This window comes from Marinobacterium lutimaris (genome assembly GCF_900108065.1).
GTDB lineage: Bacteria > Pseudomonadota > Gammaproteobacteria > Pseudomonadales > Balneatricaceae > Marinobacterium_D > Marinobacterium_D lutimaris.
The window spans coordinates 1,261,470-1,279,338 of sequence record NZ_FNVQ01000001.1 but is presented as its reverse complement, the minus strand read 5'-3'; the positions used below and the strand labels follow the sequence as shown (position 1 = coordinate 1,279,338).

14 protein-coding genes are annotated in these 17,869 nt (G+C 57.2%); 9 read left to right on the top strand and 5 right to left on the bottom strand.

Annotated features, from left to right (window positions below; translation table 11 throughout):
* Positions 1–44: 44 nt before the first annotated feature.
* A complete protein-coding gene (locus C4S72_RS05640; RefSeq protein ID WP_235009057.1) occupies positions 45–1,307 on the bottom strand; it encodes a M48 family metalloprotease in 1,263 nt (420 codons plus the stop codon).
* 266 nt (positions 1,308–1,573) lie between these two features.
* Here C4S72_RS05640 and C4S72_RS05635 point away from each other — a divergent pair, with 266 nt between their 5' ends.
* Together C4S72_RS05635 and C4S72_RS05630 are read left to right on the top strand one after the other, a co-directional pair.
* Complete coding sequence (locus C4S72_RS05635) at positions 1,574–1,858, top strand: sulfurtransferase TusA family protein (protein ID WP_104002050.1); 285 nt, start codon at positions 1,574–1,576, stop codon at positions 1,856–1,858.
* Positions 1,851–2,930 carry an AI-2E family transporter gene (locus C4S72_RS05630; protein WP_104002049.1) on the top strand — a complete coding sequence of 360 codons (1,080 nt, stop codon included), beginning with the start codon at positions 1,851–1,853 and terminating at the stop codon, positions 2,928–2,930. The genes C4S72_RS05635 and C4S72_RS05630 overlap by 8 nt, the downstream gene beginning before the upstream one ends.
* 26 nt (positions 2,931–2,956) lie before the next feature.
* On the opposite strand, the gene bcp is transcribed toward C4S72_RS05630, so the two are convergent.
* Positions 2,957–3,406, bottom strand: coding sequence for a thioredoxin-dependent thiol peroxidase (gene bcp, locus C4S72_RS05625; RefSeq protein WP_104002048.1), 450 nt, complete (start codon positions 3,404–3,406; stop codon positions 2,957–2,959).
* Positions 3,407–3,596: 190 nt separating this feature from the next.
* On the opposite strand from bcp, the gene dapA reads away from it, so the two are divergent.
* The 5 genes from dapA (at position 3,597) to C4S72_RS05600 (ending at position 12,779) form a co-directional block, all read left to right on the top strand.
* Positions 3,597–4,472 (top strand): 4-hydroxy-tetrahydrodipicolinate synthase, encoded by an 876-nt coding sequence (gene dapA, locus C4S72_RS05620; RefSeq protein ID WP_104002047.1) that lies wholly within the window; start codon positions 3,597–3,599, stop codon positions 4,470–4,472.
* Between the two features lie 13 nt (positions 4,473–4,485).
* The gene (bamC, locus tag C4S72_RS05615; protein WP_104002046.1) at positions 4,486–5,874 is read left to right on the top strand and encodes an outer membrane protein assembly factor BamC; all 1,389 of its coding nucleotides are present in this window, start codon (positions 4,486–4,488) and stop codon (positions 5,872–5,874) included.
* A 55-nt stretch (positions 5,875–5,929) separates the two neighbouring features.
* A complete protein-coding gene (gene purC / locus C4S72_RS05610) occupies positions 5,930–6,643 on the top strand; it encodes a phosphoribosylaminoimidazolesuccinocarboxamide synthase (RefSeq protein WP_104002045.1) in 714 nt (237 codons plus the stop codon).
* Positions 6,644–6,881: 238 nt separating this feature from the next.
* Entirely contained in the window at positions 6,882–11,714 is a 4,833-nt protein-coding gene (locus tag C4S72_RS05605; protein WP_104002044.1) for an NAD-glutamate dehydrogenase, read from the top strand.
* Positions 11,715–11,822: 108 nt separating this feature from the next.
* Positions 11,823–12,779 carry a 2-hydroxyacid dehydrogenase gene (locus C4S72_RS05600; protein WP_104002043.1) on the top strand — a complete coding sequence of 319 codons (957 nt, stop codon included), beginning with the start codon at positions 11,823–11,825 and terminating at the stop codon, positions 12,777–12,779.
* Between the two features lie 24 nt (positions 12,780–12,803).
* Here the strand turns inward: C4S72_RS05600 and C4S72_RS05595 are convergent, their stop codons facing one another.
* Together C4S72_RS05595 and rlmD are read right to left on the bottom strand one after the other, a co-directional pair.
* Complete coding sequence (locus tag C4S72_RS05595; RefSeq protein WP_104002042.1) at positions 12,804–13,430, bottom strand: pseudouridine synthase; 627 nt, start codon at positions 13,428–13,430, stop codon at positions 12,804–12,806.
* Positions 13,424–14,782: a 23S rRNA (uracil(1939)-C(5))-methyltransferase RlmD gene (rlmD, locus tag C4S72_RS05590; RefSeq protein WP_104002041.1), complete on the bottom strand. Its 1,359-nt coding sequence runs from the start codon at positions 14,780–14,782 to the stop codon at positions 13,424–13,426. The genes C4S72_RS05595 and rlmD overlap by 7 nt, the downstream gene beginning before the upstream one ends.
* Before the next feature lie 148 nt (positions 14,783–14,930).
* Between rlmD and C4S72_RS05585 the strand changes: the two genes are divergently transcribed.
* Positions 14,931–15,923: a glycosyl transferase family protein gene (locus C4S72_RS05585; protein WP_104002040.1), complete on the top strand. Its 993-nt coding sequence runs from the start codon at positions 14,931–14,933 to the stop codon at positions 15,921–15,923.
* 19 nt (positions 15,924–15,942) lie between these two features.
* Here C4S72_RS05585 and C4S72_RS05580 read toward each other — a convergent pair whose 3' ends face one another.
* A complete protein-coding gene (locus C4S72_RS05580) occupies positions 15,943–17,109 on the bottom strand; it encodes a cation:proton antiporter domain-containing protein (protein ID WP_104002039.1) in 1,167 nt (388 codons plus the stop codon).
* A 143-nt stretch (positions 17,110–17,252) separates the two neighbouring features.
* Here C4S72_RS05580 and nfuA point away from each other — a divergent pair, with 143 nt between their 5' ends.
* Positions 17,253–17,846 (top strand): Fe-S biogenesis protein NfuA, encoded by a 594-nt coding sequence (gene nfuA, locus C4S72_RS05575; protein ID WP_104002038.1) that lies wholly within the window; start codon positions 17,253–17,255, stop codon positions 17,844–17,846.
* Positions 17,847–17,869 lie beyond the last annotated feature (23 nt).

Below are 17,869 nucleotides of genomic sequence, written 5' to 3'. Positions count from 1 at the left end.
AAAAAGGCCGACTCTATGTCGGCCTTTTTATACGCTTTCACTGCTCAGGAGAGGGTGTCATCCATCTCCTGACGGACCCTTTTGATCTCTTCCTCCATCTGATCCAGTCGTGCAGTATCTATTGGGCTGAGGCCTTTTTCACGGCGTGCGAACTCCAGTTGGCGCTGGGCCCGATCGATGCGGCCGGTCAGCAGAAAGTATTCGATACGGGAGCGGTGCACCGCGCCGATGTTTCCTTCAAGCCCCTGGGTTTCGGATAGCTGAAACCAGAAAGCGGCATCGTCCGGGTAGTCTGAAGTAAGTTCCTTGAAGGCATTGGAAGCGCCGCGGAAATCCCTGGCCTGGCGCAGGGTGAGGCCATAGTAATAGGTGGCGGGCATGCTGCCAGGGTAGAGATCATGCAGCTCTTTCGCGAGTTTCAGCGCTTCCTGGGTTTTTTCGGTGCGCAGGTAAAAATCGAGCGTGGTCAGCTTTACATAGAGGTGCTGTTGCCACTGCCGCGGCAACATCTCCAGGGCGGCCTGGGCCTGTTGCGGCTTGTTGAGCTCTATGGCGGTCAGCAATAGACCGTAGGTTGCGCGGGGGGAGGACTTGGCGTCATTGCTGAACTGAGCGTTCAAGCCGCTCATATCCTGTCCGTAGTGCACCAGCAGGCGTGTGCGGACCACGTCGTAATCAAGGCTGTTGGCCTGGTCGGCCGGCCGGTTGAGGTTGGAGGCGCGGTTCAGGGAGTCGGCGATACGTGACTCGGTTACCGGGTGGGTGAGCAGAAATTCGGGCGCGCGGTTGCCGGCGAAACGATAGGTTTTCTGCAGTCGCGAGAACATCTCCGGCATGGCGTAAGGATCGAAGCCGCTTCTGACCAGGGTCTGCATGCCGACCCGGTCCGCTTCCTGCTCATTACGGCGGCTGAACGCCAGCTGTGCTGACGCGGAGCCGCCCAGCGTAGAGGCTATGCCGGCGCTGCCGGCCTCACCGTTAGCCGCACCCAGAAGTATGCTTGCAAGTACGCCGGCAAGTACCAGTGGGCGGTTGCGGCGGCTCTCCTCGAGCTGCTGGGCGTAGTGTCGTTGGCTGAGATGCGCGAGCTCGTGCGCCAGAACCGAGGCGAGTTCGGCTTCCGACTCGGAGGCGGTAATCAGGCCGCCGTGAACGCCCACGATACCGCCAGGTACAGCGAAGGCGTTGAAGGTTTCGTTATCCAGGGCGATCAGCTCAAGGCGTCTGTCTCTCAGTTCGCTGCTGGGGACGATCTTCCAGAGCAGGTCCTGCAGGTACTGTTTGACCATCGGGTCGTCAAGCAGCATCGCCTGGCCTCGCAGCACCCGGGCCCAGGCGCGACCCAGTCTATGCTCTTCCTCCAGGCTGATGATGCTGGATGTTGAATCGGTCAGAATCGGGAGTGAAGGATCCGCTGCCTGCGCCGCGAAGGGCAGGGGGAGTAATCCAAGGCAGCAGCATAGAATGCCGCACCGAAGCCGTCCTCCTATCTGTGTCCATGCATTTTTCTGTCTGATTTTCTGGTATAAAGTCCGTCGCATACAGCTCTGTAGTCTTTGGAGGTATTGGGTTCATGCAGCATACGCCGACTGAAACGGAAATCACCGAACTGCTCGACGCGAGCGGTCTTTCCTGTCCGTTGCCGCTGCTCAAGGCCAAGCAGGCGTTGAGTCAGATGGCGCCGGGAGAGGTGCTGAAAGTGATCGCGACCGATGCGGGATCTGTTCGAGACTTTCGTGTCTATGTCGATAATAGCGACCATGAAATGGTGGATTCGTTCACAGAAGGCGAATGTTATATCCATATCATAAGGCGAGGAAAGGTGATGCAGAAAGGGAGCAAATCGCTGAATGCGTAAAATTCTCAACAAGTGGATCGACCAGTATTTTTCGGATGAAGAAGCGCTTTTCCTGTTCCTGCTGCTGCTTGGCGGGCTGGCGGTCATTATATTTCTCGGTGCGCCACTGGCGCCTGTATTTGCCAGCCTGATTATCGCATTTCTGATGCAAGGGCTTGTCACCTGGCTGCAGGATCGTGGGCTGCCGCACCTGCCGACGGTGATTCTGGTGTTCGTGGTGTTCGTCAGTTTTCTGGCCGGCTTCCTGCTGTTTGTGATGCCGATCGCCTGGCGTCAGCTGGTGAATCTGTTTAATGAACTACCGGGAATGGTGGTGCAGGTGCAGAACCTGTTGCTTCTTTTGCCAGAGAAATATCCGAACCTGGTTTCCGAAGAGCAGATCCGCCAGATGATCGGAGTGGCTGCTACTGAACTGAGTCAGCTGGGGCAGTGGGTGGTGACCTTCTCGCTGAACTCCCTGACCAGTATCGCGGCGATGCTGATCTACCTGGTGCTGGTGCCGATCCTGGTGTTTTTCTTCCTTAAGGATGGCGATTCGATGCTGGCAACCTTCAGCTCGTTTATGCCGGCAAAGCGGCAGATGATGACCGGTATCTGGCATGAGATGGATGCTCAGATTGCCAACTATGTGCGTGGCAAGGCGATTGAGATCCTTATCGTCGGCGGTGTCACCTGGGTAGTGTTCGTGTTGCTGGGGATCAACTATGCCGCTCTGCTGGCGTTGGGTGTGGGTCTATCGGTGTTGATTCCGTATATCGGCGCGGCGCTGGTGACGCTGCCGATTGCGCTGATCGCATTTTTCCAGTGGGGCTGGACCAGCGAGTTTATGTGGCTGATGATCGCTTATGCGGTGATTCAGGCGCTGGACGGCAACGTTCTGGTGCCGCTGCTGTTCTCTGAGGCGGTCAACCTGCACCCGGTATCGATCATTGTATCGGTGCTGGTGTTCGGCAGTCTCTGGGGCTTCTGGGGTCTGTTCTTCGCCATTCCTCTGGCAACGCTGGTCAAGGCGGTAATCAACGCCTGGCCGATCGCGATAAGTCATGCCGAAGAGGAGAACGCCGGGGCTTGAGTCCCGGCGTTCTCTGGTAAGCGGGGTCAGTCCGTAAGAATCTGCGCTGTGTGTTCCTTGGTTTTTACCTTCTTGATGACGTCGGTAATCGTACCCTGCTCGTCAATCAGGAAAGTGGTGCGCACAGTGCCCATATACTCCTTGCCGTAGTTTTTCTTCAGCTGCCAGGTGCCGAACAGTTCGTGAACACTGTTATCCGTATCGGCAATTAAAGGGAAGGGCAGATCGTACTTGGCGATGAAATTCTGGTGTTTTTTCTCGGTGTCGGTGCTGACGCCGATCACCTGGTAACCCTCGGCCTGGAGTCGCTCGTAATTGTCGCGCAGGTCGCAGGCCTGGGCGGTGCAGCCCGGGGTGTTATCGCGCGGATAAAAATAGAGCACAACCTTCTTGCCACGGAACTGGCTCAGGCTGATTGGGTCTCCATTCTGGTCCACGGCATTGAAATCCGGGGCTGGTTGTCCTGCTTCAAGCATGGAAAGACTCCTTGTGTGTTGTATCTGTTGTGAAAAAAGCTGCGACCCTCTACGCTAGCGGTCGCCAAATCGTTTAAAATATTCGGCTTTTACGATATCAGAAGCCGGTACGATCACAATCTGCCGGCGGTTGTTCACCCCGGTGGCGCAAACGTACCATAGCCGGGCTTTAATTCAGATGGAGAGAGAAATGATTCGCGGCAGTATTGTAGCGCTCGTGACCCCTATGCATGCCAACGGTGACGTCGATTGGGACGCGCTGGATAAGGTGATCGATCTCCATCTCGAGAAGGGCACCGCCGCGATCGGTGCCGTGGGCACCACCGGCGAATCCGCCACCCTGGACTACGACGAACACCTCGAAGTGATCAAACACACCATCAAACGCGTTGATGGCCGTATTCCTGTAGTGGCCGGTACCGGTGCAAACTCTACTCGTGAAGCGATCGAACTGACCCGTCGCGCCAAGGATGCCGGTGCCGACTACAGCCTGCTGGTGACGCCTTACTACAATAAGCCGACCCAGGAAGGGATGTATCAGCACTTCAAGGCCATTGCCGACGCGGTCGATATTCCGCAGATTCTTTACAACGTACCGGGCCGTACCGGTTGCGACATGAAGCCGGAAACCGTTTTCCGCCTGATGAGCCACCCCAATATCGTGGGTATCAAAGAGGCGACCGGTGATCTGGAGCGCGCCAAGATTCTGATCGACGGTGTCGATGAAGGTTTTGCTGTCTACTCCGGCGATGACGGCACAGCTATCGAACTGATTCTGCTCGGTGGTCAGGGCAATATTTCCGTGACTGCCAACGTGGTGCCGGCCGAAATGGCTGAGCTATGTCAGCTGGGTCTGGAAGGTAAGGCGGAAGAAGCGCGCGCACTGCAGCAGAAGCTGATGCCGCTGCATACCAAGCTGTTCGTTGAAGCCAACCCGATTCCGGTGAAGTGGGCGATGCATGAAATGGGCTTGATCGAAAACGGTATTCGTCTGCCGTTGACGATTCTCGCCGAGCAGTATCACGAGGAAGTACGTAATGCGCTTCGCGAATGTGGCGTAATCTGACAGGCAGAGGGACATGACCAGAAAAAACTCCTACACACTCATGGCGTTGGCTGTTGCCGCGGTGCTGAGTGGTTGCAGTAGTCTCGATGACAACCCGATCTACGGTGACAACGCCATCGTGCGTGACCGTGGCCAGGATTATGAACTGGCTCGGGCCGGCAAGCGCCTGGAGCTGCCGCCGGACATGAAATCCCGCACCATGCAGGAACAACTGGTGGTGCCCGAAGCTGGTGATACCGCGATTGCCCGTCCGGGTGATTTCGAAGTGCCGCGTCCTGAGTTCTTCTATCTGGAATCTGGCAGCGAGAAGGTGAATATGCGTCGCGAAGATGGCCAGCGGGTCATCGTCGTAGACGAGCCGATCTCCGATGTTTGGGTAAAAATGCAGGAGTTCTGGACGTTCAACGACATCGACCTGGCCATGTCCGATCCGCGTCAGGGGGTTATGGAAACCGACTGGATCACTCTGGATGGCGCCGATTACAGTTTTATTGATAGCTGGATCAAGCGTCTTACCTTCCAGGATATCGATGGGCCCAGCCGCAACAAGTTGCGTCTGTCGCTGCGTCCCGATCCAGACGATTACCAGCGTACTTCTATCCGTATGCAGCACGTGGGCTTCCCGCTGGATCAGGAAGTCAGCAGCATCGATTGGGATACCCAGTCGAAGGATGTGGAATATAAGGCTGACATGATGTTCGAAATGCTGCGCTATCTGAGCGAGGCATCCGAGCCCGATTCCCAGAGCCTGCTGGCTCTGCAGCAGCAGACCCAGGATGACCCTCAGTTGGGTCGTGACTCCCGCGGCAATCCGGTGCTGAAGCTGGGGACGCCGATCGATAACGCCTGGGCGCAATTGAACGCAGCACTTGATGCTTCCGAGATCGATGTGGGTACGCGTTCGCAGGAAACCGGTATGGTTTACCTGACTTATACCACCCAGACCCGGGTGGATGATACCGAGCGTATGGGCTTCTTCGAATGGCTCAACTCCGATCGTGAGGATATCCAGTTCAATATGGATCTCTTCGGTGATGCCCTGGGGGTGGCGGATGACGATTCCCCAGACGCTATACGTTACAGTTCCGGCAAGACGAACGCCTCCGGTGAAGAACAGGCGGATGTGGCTGCTGATATCGCTGATCCGAACAACTCGGCAAACCAGGACGGTTATAAGATCTGGTTCGGCGGCAAGGTCATCTATGTCTTTGGCGGAAGCGAAAACGGTACTTACAATGAGGAAACCGGTAATTTTGAGCATACCGGCCGTTATCAGCTCAAAATGAACCGTACCCGCAACGGTGTATTCCTGTCTGTATTGACTGACCAGGGACTGGAGGCACCCAACGTGGTGGCGGAAGAGATACTCTGGAATATCAAAGACAACCTGCCTGAGAGCTGATAAGCGGCTCTTGGGTGGAACAAATCCCGGAAATTCGGGTGTTTTGGAGAGATTGATGGAAAAGCGTGAAGAGCTTTACAGCGGTAAAGCCAAGTCGGTATTTCGCACCGACGACCCTGAGCTGATGGTCATGGAGTTTCGTAACGACACCTCGGCTTTTGACGGTAAGAAAGTAGAACAGCTTGACCGTAAAGGTATGGTCAACAACAAGTTCAACGCATTTATCATGCAGAAGCTGGCTGAGGCGGGTATCCCGACCCATTTCGTCAAGCTGCTGTCTGACAATGAGAGCCTGGTTAAGCGCCTGGAGATGATTCCTGTCGAGTGCGTGGTACGTAACGTTGCAGCAGGTTCTATCTGCCGTCGTTATGGTGTGCAGGAAGGCATGGATCTGAACCCGCCGACCTTCGAGTTCTTCCTGAAGAACGACGCCCTGGGCGATCCGATGGTCAATGACTACCATATCAAATCCTTTGGCTGGGCCACCGAAGAGCAGGTTGCGCGCGCCAAGGAACTGACCTTCGCGGTCAACGATGTACTGAAAAAGCTGTTCTCCGACGCCGATATGCTGCTGGTGGACTACAAGCTTGAGTTCGGTATGAGCGAAGGACAGCTGGTACTCGGCGATGAGTTTTCTCCGGATGGTTGCCGTATCTGGGATAAGGAAACCCGTAAAAAAATGGATAAGGACCGCTTCCGTCAGGGCCTCGGCGGTGTTATCGAAGCCTACGAAGAGGTAGGTCAGCGTCTCGGTATCCAGTTCGACTGAACTGAATAAGGCGTTATCAAACTCGGAAAAAACCCGGCATTGCCGGGTTTTTTTGTGCCTGTCGTCAAAAGTTGCGGTAAATGACCTGGTACGGCGGTTGGAATGTCATATTTAAACTGGTTAAGTTGTTAAAGGTAAAAAATACAACTGGATAAGTTGATTTTGACATCGCAAATCCATCCACCCTGGTCTAGCCTTAAGGGAATTGGAACACTGAGCCCTGATGGAGAAGAGGCAAATGTCCGAACGGCGTACCGAACAGAAGAATAAGATCCTTTCGCAGCTGGGCGATACCATAGCCGCCCGCATACCCAAAGCAGATACTGCGAAGGTGCTGGAATTTGTAACCCAATATTACCGTGTGTCTCCGCTGGAAGAGCTGGCAGAGCGCAGTCCACAGAACCTCTATGGCGCGACCCTGTCCTGCTGGGAGCACCTGCAGGAGTGGGATGGTCAGGACCAGAAGATCCACGTCTTTAACCCGGATCTGGAGCGTCATGGCTGGCACTGTGGACATACGGTCATCGAAATCAGTCATCGGGATATGCCGTTCCTGGTGGATTCCGTGCGTATGGAGCTCAACCGGCGTGGCCTCTCAATACACGTCGTTCACAGCGGTGTGCTGAATATCCAGCGCGACGCGCGCAAGGCTGAGGTCAGGCCCGCCGGCGGCGAAGGAACTAACCGCGAGGCGCTGATCTACATCGAAGTCGATCGCCACAGTAATCAGGAAGAGCTGAAGGATATCGAGCACAGCTTAGCTGAAGTCCTCGCCCAGGTACGTGCGGCGGTGACTGACTTTGATGCCATGCGTACCCGAATCGAGTCGCTGAGAGCCGAGCTTAAAGGTCCTGATAAGGACGAGGTCGAAGAGGCGAAGGCTTTCCTCGGTTGGCTGCTGCAGAATCGCTTTACCTTCCTTGGCTACGAGCAGATCAACTTTGAGGTCTCCGGCAATGTGCTGACCACCGCGCCGGTGGATGAATCGGTATTGGGTGTGTGCCGTTTGGCTCCGCCCGAGCGTGAAGTACAGGAAACCGACAGCTGCTCGGTGCGGGTCGATAAGTCGCTGATGTTCGCCAAGGACTATCGCCGTTCCCAAGTGCATCGCCCGGCGTATCGCGATCTGGTGGTCGTAAAACAGTTTAACGATCAGGGAGAGGTGACCGGCGAGCACCGCTTCTATGGGTTGTATACATCGCCGGTGTACGCAGAACCTCCGGCGAATGTGCCGGTGTTGCGGCGTCGCGTCGCACAGGTTCTCGAGCGGGCGGGTTTTACCCCAGGAGGCCACAGCGCCAAGTCGCTGAGTCAGATTCTTAACGATCTGCCACGGGATGAGTTGCTGCTCTCCAGTGAAGATGAGCTGTTCGTTAACACCATGGGCGTGTTTAACCTGCAGGAGCGGCGCAAGGTCCGGTTGCTCTGCCGCCGCGACTCCTGCGGCAAGTTCTATAGCTTCCTTTATTACGTGCCGCGCGACATCTTCAATACCGTGTTGCGTACACAGGTGCAGGATCTGCTGGTTGAGCGGCTCGGCGCGCTGGACTCGGAGTTCACTACTTACTACAGCGAGTCGGTGTTGACCCGCGTTTACTTTGTATTGCCGGTTGACCCGGAGACGATGAATGCGTTCGACCCTCAGGAGCTCGAGGCTGAAGTCGCTGAACTGTCCCGCTCCTGGTCCGACGAGCTTCACACCGTACTGGTGGATGCCTCCGGCGAGGAGCGCGGCAACCATCTCGCCAACGCCTACCGAACCGCGTTTCCCTCTGCATACAGGGAGCATTTCTCTCCGGCCAGCGCGGTGTTCGATATCGATCATATCGAAGAGCTTGATGCGGGTAAGAGTATCGCGATGAGCTTCTATCGCCAGATCGAGCAATCCCGGGATCTGCTCAAGTTCAAGCTGTTCAACCGCAATGAGCCGCTGGTGCTGTCCGACATCATTCCGGTGCTGGAAAATCTTGGCATGCGCGTTGTTGGCGAGCATCCCTACATGGTGCGCAGGCGTGATGGTGATCATTTCTGGATTCACGACTTTACCCTGCTGTATAACAGCGAAGACACCGTCGACCTCGAAGAGGTGAAGCAGGTGTTCCAGGATGCCTTCTTCAATATCTGGAGCGGGCGTGCCGAAAATGACGAATTCAACCGTCTGGTGATCGGGGCGCGGCTGAACTGGCGCGAAGTGGCGATGCTGCGTGCCTATGCCCGTTACAACCAGCAGATCCGCTTCGGCTTCAGCCAGCCCTATATTGCCGATACCCTGTCACGTCACCTCTATATCACCAGGCTGCTGGTGGCGCTGTTCCGCGCGCGCTTTGAACCGGGCAGGCAGAGCAGCTCAAAGGTTCAGGCGCTGGCCGAACGTATCGGCGGCAGTGTGATCGATGCGCTGGAAAAGGTTGATCACCTTAACGATGACAAGATCCTGCGCCGTTACCTGGAGCTGATTCGGGCGACTCTGCGAACCAATTATTTCCAGAACGACGCAGCGGGTGAGCCCAAGGATTATCTGGTGTTCAAGCTCAATCCTCACGAGATCGCCAATATCCCGCTGCCGCGGCCGATGTTCGAGATCTTCGTTTATTCTGCGCGGGTTGAGGGTGTGCATCTGCGCGGCGGCAAGGTCGCCCGTGGTGGTTTGCGCTGGTCAGACCGGCGCGAGGATTACCGTACCGAGGTGCTGGGTCTGGTGAAGGCGCAGCAGGTGAAGAACGCGGTGATTGTGCCGGTGGGCGCCAAAGGGGGCTTTGTCGCTAAGCAGATGCCCGCCAATGCCAGCCGGGAAGCGGTGATGGAGGAGGGGATCTCCTGCTACAAGACTTTTATCCGGGGTCTGCTCGATGTCACCGATAACTTTGTCGATGGCGAGGTGGCGCCACCGCCGGAGCTGGTTCGTCACGACGAGGATGATCCCTACCTGGTGGTTGCGGCCGACAAGGGCACGGCGACCTTCTCTGATATCGCCAACGGTATCGCCGAAGAGTTTGGTTTCTGGCTGGGTGATGCCTTCGCCTCCGGCGGCTCGCAGGGTTATGACCACAAGAAAATGGGTATCACTGCGCGCGGCGCCTGGGAATCGGTCAAGCTGCACTTCCGAGAGCTTGGGCTCGATACGCAGACCCAGGCGTTCAGTGTGGTCGGTATAGGCGATATGGGTGGTGATGTATTTGGTAACGGCATGCTGATGTCCGAGCATATCCAGATGGTTGCCGCCTTTAACCACATGCATATCTTTATCGATCCGGCGCCGGATGCCGCAGCCAGTTTCGTTGAGCGTAAGCGGCTTTTCGAGCTGCCACGCTCGAGCTGGTCCGATTACGATGAGTCGCTGATCTCCAAGGGTGGTGGGGTATTCTCCCGAGCCGCCAAGTGGATCGATATCACGCCGGAGATGAAGAAACGCTTCGATATCGCAGAAGACAGGCTGGCACCCAACGATCTGATATCCGCGTTGCTTAAGGCGCGGGTGGATCTGATCTGGAACGGCGGCATAGGCACCTATGTCAAAGCCAGCTTTGAATCCCACGCCGATGTGGGCGACAAGGCTAATGACGGTCTGCGTATCGATGGGCGTGAATTGCGCTGCCGTGTACTGGGCGAGGGCGGTAACCTGGGCTTCACCCAGCTTGGCCGCATAGAGTTCGCCCTGAAAGGCGGTGCCTGTAACACCGACTTTATCGACAATGCCGGTGGCGTGGACTGTTCGGACCACGAGGTCAATATCAAGATCCTGCTTAACAGCGTGGTCGGCAATGGCGACCTGACGGTGAAACAGCGTAACGCCTTCCTCAAGGAGATGACCGAAGAGGTCTCCAGGCTGGTGCTGAAAAATAACTACAGCCAGGCGCTCGCGATCAGTATCTGTCAGGGCCAGGTGGGCCGTGCCCTGGACGATTACCGGCGCCAGATTAATGAACTGGAGCGGCGTGGTCGTCTGGTGCGTGCGTTGGAGTTTATCCCCTCCGATGAAGAGATCGTGGCGCGCGCCGAGCAGGGTAAAACATTAACCCGGCCCGAGCTGTCGGTACTGATCTCTTACGTCAAGGCGGAGCTCAAGGAGGTACTGACGGACAGCTGGCTGCCGTCGAACCCCTATATCGCCCGTGAGGTCCAGACTGCCTTCCCTGCAGCGCTGGTTGAGCGTTATGCCGAAGAGGTCGAGAACCATCGCCTGCAGGCGGAAATCGTCGCTACCCAGACCGCCAACGGTATGATCAACCGCATGGGGATCACCTTCCCGCTGCGGATGCATCAGGCCACCGGCAGGGGGATGGCGGATATTGCCGCTTCCTATATTACCGCGCGGGATATCTTCAATATGGACCAGCTCTGGGAGCAGGTAGAGTCGCTGGACAACCTGGTGCCGGCAGCCATGTTGCAGGGGATCCTGAGTGATCTGCAGCGACTGGTGCGTCGTGCCGCTAACTGGCTACTGAACGCCTACCGTCAGCAGCTCGATCCGCAGGCGCTGGTCGAACGTTTCCGGCCAGGCGTTGAGTCCATGGCGCTGTCGCTGTCCGAGCGGCTGACAGGTGAACCGAAGGAAGCCTGGCAGGCGCGGTATAACGAGCTCGAGCAGGCGGGGGTTCCCGCTGAACTTGCGGTACAGGCCGCTTCGTTCGACAGTCTTTATACCCTGCTGGGGATTATCGCCACCGAGGAGCAGACCGGGGAGTCTCTGGATCGGGTTGCCGATGTCTACTTCCTGATCGGGGAGGAGCTGGATCTCTACAGTGTCGATCGTCAGATCAAGCTGATGGAGCAGGAGACACACTGGCAGTCGCTGGCCAGGGATGGTTTCCGCGAAGAGTTAAACACTCAGCAACGGGCGATTACCGTCAGTGTACTTAACCGTGCCAGTGCCCAGCAGGCCGAGCAGGAGGAGGCTGAAGCACAGCTGTTGTCCAGCCGGGCCTGTGTCGAAGGCTGGCTCGAGAGCAACGAGGTGCTGCTGCAGCGCTGGAGCCAGGTGTTGTCTGATTTGAACGCGGTTAGCAAGCCGGACAGTGCGGTGTTTGCCGTAGCTATCCGCGAGCTGGTAGAGCTCGCTCACTGCAGCTGAGTGCGCGATTCGAAATCGATCACTGACAATTGAGCGCTCAGGCGCGTTAAGATAAAAGGGTCGGGCCGGAGTGCCCGGCCCTTTTTTGTTTTACTGGAGTGTTGTTGTATGCGAGCTGTATTTCTTGATCTTGTGACTCTGGACGATCTGGACCTTTCTGAACTGAAGGCCTGCTTTGATGAGCTGGTGGTTTATCCGACAACGGCGCCGGAACAGGTGGCTGAGCGTATCGAAGGGTTCGACGTGGTTATCCTGAACAAGGTGGTTCTCGATGCCGACAAGATCAGGGCGGCCACATCGATCAAGCTGATCTGCGTGGTGGCAACCGGCTTCAATAACGTCGATATCACCGCGGCTAGTGAACGCAATATTCCGGTTTGCAATGCCCAGAGTTACGGTATCAACGCCGTTGCGCAGCACACCCTTACCCTGATGCTGGCGTTGCATACCCGGCTGCTGGACTACGATTGCGCGGTGAAGGGCGGTAAATGGAACGAAGCCAAGCAGTTCTGTCTGCTGGATTTTCCGATTATCGAGATGCGTGGCCGTACGCTTGGTATCGTTGGCTATGGTGCCCTGGGTCATGAAGTGGCGCGGCTGGCTGAGTGCTTCGGCATGAAGGTGCTGGTTGCGGCAAGGCCTGGAGCTGAAGAGATTTCCGAAGGCCGGGTGAGTTTTGAAACCGTCGTTAAAGAGGCGGATGTGCTTAGCCTGCATTGTCCGCTGACCGACGCCACCCGGGATCTGGTGGGTGAGAAGGAGCTTGCCGCGATGAAACCGGGCGCTTTCCTGATCAATGCCGCCCGTGGTGGCGTGGTTAATGAGTCTGCGCTGGCGGATGCCTTGCGTCAGGGAGTCATTGCCGGAGCTGCCACCGATGTGCTTACTGAGGAGCCGCCGCGCAACGGCAATGTGCTGCTTGCCGGGGATATTCCCAATCTAATCGTCACCCCGCACAGCGCCTGGGGCAGTGTGCAGGCGAGGGAAACGATCATCCGCCAGGCGATTGAAAACGTTGAGGCGTTCAAGGCCGGTAAACCGGTGCGTTGTGTAAACGGATTTTGAACGACTAATCCCGACTCCTAGGATTCAGAACGGGCAGGGCGCTTCGATACAGAGGCGCTCGCCACTGAGCGGGTGATCGAAGGTCAGCATTTCGGCGTGTAACAGCAGTCGTGGGCTGGCATCGCGCACCGCTTCGGGCGCGTAGAATTGATCGCCGACAATCGGATGTCCCATCGCCATCATGTGAACCCGCAACTGGTGTGAGCGCCCGGTGATCGGGTGAAGTTCTATTCGGGTGCCAAGCTCGCTATTGCCGGTGGCGCGCCAATGGGTCAGTGCTGCCTTGCCCTGTTCATGGTCGACGATCTGCAGTGGGCGGCGCTCCCAGTCACAGCGCAGCGGCAGATCTACCGATCCAGACTCCGTTGCGGGAGTGCCGCTGACAATTGCCTGGTAACGCTTCTCCGTCTTACGGTCCTGGAACTGGATGCTCAGGGCGCGGTGGCTGGTGGCATTCAGTGCCAGCACCATCACGCCGGAGGTGGCGTAATCCAGCCGGTGGACGATACGGGCGGTGGGAAAATCCTCCTGTACCCGTCGCCACAGGCAATCCTGCCCCTCGGGGCCTTTGCCGGGAACCGAGAGCAGGTTAGCGGGCTTTTCGATAACGACGATCTCGTCATCGGCAAAGAGTGTGCGTGGTTTCAGCATTCGAACAGTGCCATCGATTCCACATGCGCGGTGTTCGGGAACATATCCATTACAGAAAAACGGGTCATGCGGTAGCCGGCGTCTTTCAGCAGCTCGGCATCACGCACCAGTGCTGCCGGATTGCAGGAGATGTAGAGCACCGCACGGGCGCCATAATCCGCCAGTTCACGGACGCAGGCCTCGGCGCCGGCGCGGGGCGGATCGAGCAGCACCACATCGAAACCGTTCTGACGACTTTCGCGATACCAGTAACTTTCGCGGATATCGCTGCTCAGATCGCCTTTGTAGAACTCGGCATTCTCAAGCTCGTTGCGTTGTGCGTTTTCCCGTGCGCGCTCCACCATCGCTGCTGAGCCTTCGACGCCAACCACCCGGCCTGCGTGTCTTGCCAGGGGCAGGGTAAAGTTGCCCAGGCCGCAGAACAGATCCAGCACTCGGTCATCCTGTTTAGGTGACAACCAGTCGAGCGCGCGCTCGACCATCTGGCGATTGATCTCTGCGTTGACCTGCAGAAAGTCGCCGGGAGCGAAGCCGAGGTCCAGGTTCTGTTCGGGAAGGCGATAACTCAACGCTGCAGCTGTATCACCGGCGGCGCTGATCTGGCCGTTGTTAGCCTCGACATAAAACTGGAACTCATGCGCCTCACAGGCCCTGGCGATGGCGTCGCTCTGGGGCTGGCTGAGCTTGCGGGTAACGCGCACTGTCAGCGCTGAAGAGGTTTCACCGCAGGCGATGTCGAGGTGGGTCAGGTGCTTGATATCGCCCAGTCCGCTCAAAGCATCGCGCAGAGTTACAAGTAGCGCGTTAATGCGAGCGTCGAGAACTGGGCACTGCTCAATATCCAGCAGCTTGTTGCTGGCCTGGCGCCGGAAGCCGATCAATACCTCGCCGTCGGCACGCTGATTGATCCCGATACGGGCGGTACGGCGATAGCCGAGTTCTGCAGAAGTCAGCGCTGTTTCGACCGCAAGAGGTTCGATGCCCGCGAAGCGCTTAAGCTGATCCAGTAGCTGACTCTGCTTGTATGCCAGCTGGCGCTCCGGATCCAGGTGCTGCAACTGGCAGCCGCCGCAACGATCATAGTACTGGCAGGGCGGTGTCCGTCTTTCGTCGCTGGCAACCAGTACCTGCTCGACCAAGGCTTCATCGTAGCGCTTGTGGCGCGCGGTGATGCTTGCCTTGACCCGTTCGCCCGGCAGGGCCCCGGCGACAAAGCAGGTTTTGCCGCTGATGCGGGCGATGCCGCGTCCCTCAAGACTGAGACTCTCGATCTCTGCTTCAAAATCATCAGGAATGGACTGACGGCTCTGGCGCTTAGACGGCGCGCCAAACCGGATGCGGTTACGACTCATGAGAACTACCCGTTTTAGAGGGGCGCAATTCTATCAACTTGCCCGCTGTGCCGGAACCGCAGGCTGATCCGTTTATGGCGGCTGGTGTAGAATGGCTGCAATCAATTTACACATTGCCGCATAAGTCCGGCAGATTGGGAGTGGTTTTATGGCTCAGGAACATCCGTTCGCACAGTATGTGCGTATTCTCGGTAAAGGAAAGAAGGGAAGCCGGTCGCTGGATCGTACCGAGGCGCGGGCTGCCATGGGGATGATCCTGGATGGCGAGGTGCGACCTGAGCAGTTGGGGGCTTTTTTGATGCTGCTGAGGGTGAAAGAGGAAGCACCCGAAGAGCTGGCCGGCTTTGCCGATGCGGTACGCGAACGTTACCAGCCGTTGGCTGGCATTCAAGCCCGTGTTGACTGGGCATCCTATGCCGGTAAAAAACGCCATCTCCCTTGGTTTTTACTCTCGGCGCTGCTGCTGGCAGAACAGGGCATTCCCGTATTTATGCATGGCGCTCGTGGCCATACGGCGGGGCGAATCTACACCGAGGATATGCTGGCGCAGTTTGGCCTGCCCTCCTGTGAGAGCTGGCAGCAGGCGGGTGAGGAGCTTGAAAGCCGCGGTTTTGCGTTTATGTCGATCGATCAGCTCTGCCCGCCTCTCGGAGAGATTATCCAGCTGCGGAACATCCTCGGGCTGCGCTCACCCGTTCATACCCTGTGCAGAATGCTCAACCCGCTGGAGGCGGATGTCACCGTGGATGGCGTTTTTCATCCACCCTATGCGCCGATGCATCAGCGAACCGCCCAGCTACTAGGCACCCATCAGGCGGTGACCGTACGCGGTGACGGCGGAGAGGCGGAGATTAAACCGGACACGGACTGCGATCTGCACTGGATCGTCAATGGCGAACTGTCTACGGGCACCTGGCCAAGGATCTACCCGCAGCGGCTGGTGAAGGATGAGAGCCTGGATCCGAAGGACTTGCTCAGGCTGTGGCGCGGAGAGATTGAGCACAGCTACGGCGAGGGCGCGGTGGTTTCGACCCTGGCCATGGTGTTGAGACTGCTTAACCCGGCCGAACTGGAGAATCCTGCACAGTTGATCGAGCAGGCCCGGGTGATCTGGTCAGAGCGGGACAGGACCCGCTTCTGACCTGTGGCCGGCTGTGGCGTTAATCGCGGCGCAGTCTATCGAACACGGCAATCGGCGAAGGGTAGCGGAAGATCACCACGTAGGTGGAGAGCAAGAAGCTGAGGATCGCCGTTGCCTGGATGACATGGGAAGCCTCGGTGCCGATCATGCCGCCGGCGAACGCCAGGTAAGCGATCAGTAGAGAAAATTCGCTGATCTGGCCAAGACGGAAACCGATCTCCCAGCTGGTTTCAGACGGCTCGCTGATCGTCTTCAGCAGCAGGCGGAAGACCAGCGGCTTGAGCGCGAGCACGGCCGCAGTCAGCGCCAGGGCCGGCAATAGAATATCGTCGATCACGGTAAGGTTGAAGCTGGCGCCCACCGAGAAGAAAAACAGGATAAGAAAGAAGTCGCGCAGCGGCTTCAGGCTGGTAGCGATGTATTGTGAGATCGGGCTGGTTGCCAGTGACACGCCTGCGATAAAGGCGCCCATTTCAGCGGAAAGGCCGAGGTAGACCGCACCTTCGGCCATCCCTAGACACCATCCGATGGCGACCAGAAAGATATATTCGTGGAAGCGGTCGAAGCGCTGCAGCAGCGGCAGCAAAACCCAGCGCACGAAACCCCAGGCAAAACCTGCCAGCAGCGGCAGTGCCAGCATGGAGCGTGCGAAATTCAATGCAGGGCTCTCGCCTGAGCCACTGTTGAGTAGCAGCAGAACCAGAATCGCCACCACGTCCTGCAACAGCAGCAGACCAACCACCAACTCACCGGTGTGGCGGTGGTGCAGTACGGTGGTGGGCAGCAGCTTGATACCTATAATGGTGCTGGAGAACATCACCGCGGCGCCAATCACCAGCGCTTCCGTCTGGCTGAAACCAAAGAGTACGCCCACTGCGTATCCCATGGCCATAAACGCCAGCGAGCTGATTACGGCAACCAGTGTTGCCTTGCGCAGCATATGAATCAGGTGGGATGGCTGCATATCCAGGCCAAGCAGGAATAGCAGAAAGATGATCCCTACGTGGGAGATATCCGAGAGCAGGTTGGTGTCGGAGACCGCCTGAAGCCCCCAAGGGCCGAGAGCGGCGCCCAGCACCACGTAAGCGACCAGCAACGGTTGTCGGGTATACAGCGCAATGGAGGCGAGAACCGCCGCGCCACTGAAGATTAGAAAAAAAGAAAAGACAACCGAGTGTTCCATCATAGCGCGTCTCCTACTGCGGGGAGATAAGTCTATCAGACAGGTTGTTTGCACTGCAGCAGTTAATAACCAATCAATTTACTCAGGATTTAAAAAACTGTATCCTGAAGGCAAGTAAACGTCCGTTCCTAAGGGTTTTATTAAAGATGGATATTAATGTTTCCAAAAGCGCTGAATCCTATCTCGCGGAGCTGCTGGCGAAGCAGAACGTGGAGGGCATCGCTGTTCGCCTTTTCGTTACCCAGCCGGGTACGCCTTATGCGGAAACCTGCCTGGCCTACTGTCGCCCGGATGAAGTAAACCCGGAAGACGAAATCTATGATCTCGAGCTGCTGCGCTTCTACATCGAGAAAAACAGCATCCGTTACCTTGAAGAAGCTACCATCGACTTCGCCGAAGATCGTATGGGTGGTCAGCTGACCATCAAGGCGCCTAACGCCAAAGTGCCCAAGGTATCATCGGACAGCCCGCTCGATGAGCAGATCAATTACGTACTCTATTCCGATATCAATCCGGGACTGGCCGCACACGGCGGTGAGGTCAAGCTGGTTGAGCTGGTGGATGCAGAGCAGGGACAGGTCGCAATACTCAAGTTTGGCGGCGGCTGCCAGGGTTGCAGCGCTGTCGATCTGACATTGAAAGATGGTGTCGAGAAAACGCTGATGGAGCGTGTGCCTGGCCTTGCTGGTGTTCGCGACGTCACCGACCATACCGAGACCACCAACGCTTACTACAAGTAATGCGTTGCCGCGCCGGGAAGCTC

Excerpts from the sequence above, each read along its gene's own strand:
- C4S72_RS05640 (WP_235009057.1), bottom strand. The coding sequence starts at position 1,307 with ATGCTGCTTGACGACCCGATGGTCAAACAGTACCTGCAGGACCTGCTC.
- C4S72_RS05635 (WP_104002050.1), top strand. The coding sequence starts at position 1,574 with ATGCAGCATACGCCGACTGAAACGGAAATCACCGAACTGCTCGACGCG.
- C4S72_RS05630 (WP_104002049.1), top strand. The coding sequence starts at position 1,851 with ATGCGTAAAATTCTCAACAAGTGGATCGACCAGTATTTTTCGGATGAA.
- bcp (WP_104002048.1), bottom strand. The coding sequence starts at position 3,406 with ATGCTTGAAGCAGGACAACCAGCCCCGGATTTCAATGCCGTGGACCAG.
- dapA (WP_104002047.1), top strand. The coding sequence starts at position 3,597 with ATGATTCGCGGCAGTATTGTAGCGCTCGTGACCCCTATGCATGCCAAC.
- bamC (WP_104002046.1), top strand. The coding sequence starts at position 4,486 with ATGACCAGAAAAAACTCCTACACACTCATGGCGTTGGCTGTTGCCGCG.
- purC (WP_104002045.1), top strand. The coding sequence starts at position 5,930 with ATGGAAAAGCGTGAAGAGCTTTACAGCGGTAAAGCCAAGTCGGTATTT.
- C4S72_RS05605 (WP_104002044.1), top strand. The coding sequence starts at position 6,882 with ATGTCCGAACGGCGTACCGAACAGAAGAATAAGATCCTTTCGCAGCTG.
- C4S72_RS05600 (WP_104002043.1), top strand. The coding sequence starts at position 11,823 with ATGCGAGCTGTATTTCTTGATCTTGTGACTCTGGACGATCTGGACCTT.
- C4S72_RS05595 (WP_104002042.1), bottom strand. The coding sequence starts at position 13,430 with ATGCTGAAACCACGCACACTCTTTGCCGATGACGAGATCGTCGTTATC.
- rlmD (WP_104002041.1), bottom strand. The coding sequence starts at position 14,782 with ATGAGTCGTAACCGCATCCGGTTTGGCGCGCCGTCTAAGCGCCAGAGC.
- C4S72_RS05585 (WP_104002040.1), top strand. The coding sequence starts at position 14,931 with ATGGCTCAGGAACATCCGTTCGCACAGTATGTGCGTATTCTCGGTAAA.
- C4S72_RS05580 (WP_104002039.1), bottom strand. The coding sequence starts at position 17,109 with ATGATGGAACACTCGGTTGTCTTTTCTTTTTTTCTAATCTTCAGTGGC.
- nfuA (WP_104002038.1), top strand. The coding sequence starts at position 17,253 with ATGGATATTAATGTTTCCAAAAGCGCTGAATCCTATCTCGCGGAGCTG.